General features: G+C 55.3%; 2 protein-coding genes. One reads left to right on the top strand and one right to left on the bottom strand.

The window, feature by feature from the left end; all coding sequences use genetic code 11:
* Positions 1-369 (top strand): hypothetical protein (locus tag J5224_RS29295; RefSeq protein ID WP_264628584.1); only part of this gene is annotated, 369 nt, incomplete at its 5' end.
* A 49-nt stretch (positions 370-418) separates the two neighbouring features.
* Here J5224_RS29295 and J5224_RS29290 read toward each other — a convergent pair.
* Positions 419-1114 (bottom strand): virulence factor SrfC family protein (locus tag J5224_RS29290; protein ID WP_264628583.1); only part of this gene is annotated, 696 nt, incomplete at its 5' end.

The following is a 1114-nucleotide window of genomic DNA, read 5'->3' as shown; positions in this document are numbered from 1 at the left end:
GACCCCATGATGACCCTGGGCAGTATCTTAAAATGTTACGTCAACAAATTTGGCGGCTGTGAGGTGTTGTCGACGCAATCGCCAAGCAGTCTGATGATGAAAGAAGCGTGTGTACCGCTTTTGGCACAGGAAAAAACCACGCAGGCATCGACGTCGACCCTCGAAATGACGTTATCGGATATCAGGCGCGCCGTTGAGCGCTATGTTGCCGCAATGGCAGATGAAAACGGTCTGTACTTCGCCGTGTGCTGCGTGTCCGATTACGACGTCAGTCTGACGCGACTGCGCGATTACATCGTTGATAACCCGCATTCATCATTACTCGCCACACTTGAGATGAACGCGACCCGTATCGAAAACCACCCGTGAATGGCCCGATGTGAAGGCTTTGCCCCTGCGTCGAGCAGGGGCGGGGCAGTTATTTTGCGCCAGAGGGGGTGGGTTTGAAAATTTGCAGAATGGCACCTAACTGTTTGCGTTGTTCGGTATCCAGTTCTCCACCGGCAGAGTGCCCGGCGTTTTGCAGTATCAAGGTGTTGAGCCCAATCAGCCAATCGTACACGTAAAACGCCGTGTTATTGGTAGGGGTGAGCGACAACTTGGTCAACCGCTTGGCAGTGCCCCAACTGACGGCCTGTTTTTCCGGCTTGGCAAAAATTTTACGACCACGGTTGATGCGGCTTTCCGGGCGCTGCTCCTCGGGCATTTTCTGGAAGCCCAGCCAGGCAATATAATCGCCGAGCACCGTCAGGGCGCGAGAAACCTGACTGTCGATCTCATTGTCCGTGTAGGCGCTGGGGTGATCATCCTGGTTCAGTGCCGCGTGCAACGCCTGATTGATGCCTTGCCGCAGACCGGCGGTAATGACCTCTTCCATCAGCATTTCCAGCGTCGGTTTGCCCAACCCGAGCAGCTCAACCAGCGGCGCGTTGTCCGGCAAATTGCGCATATGGTTTATCCAAAAGCGCAACACCTGACGGGCAAAGACCGCATTGGTATCCACATCGCTCTGCGCGTGGGACTCATCCGTCTGTGTCACATCCAGCGGGGCGTCGCTGAATAAATCGATGTCCATGGCGATGCCAAACGGATCGGCGTTGGTCATGGCACTGGT

The organism is Candidatus Symbiopectobacterium sp. NZEC135, assembly GCF_025962695.1.
This window is presented reverse-complemented; position numbering and strand designations above follow the sequence as displayed.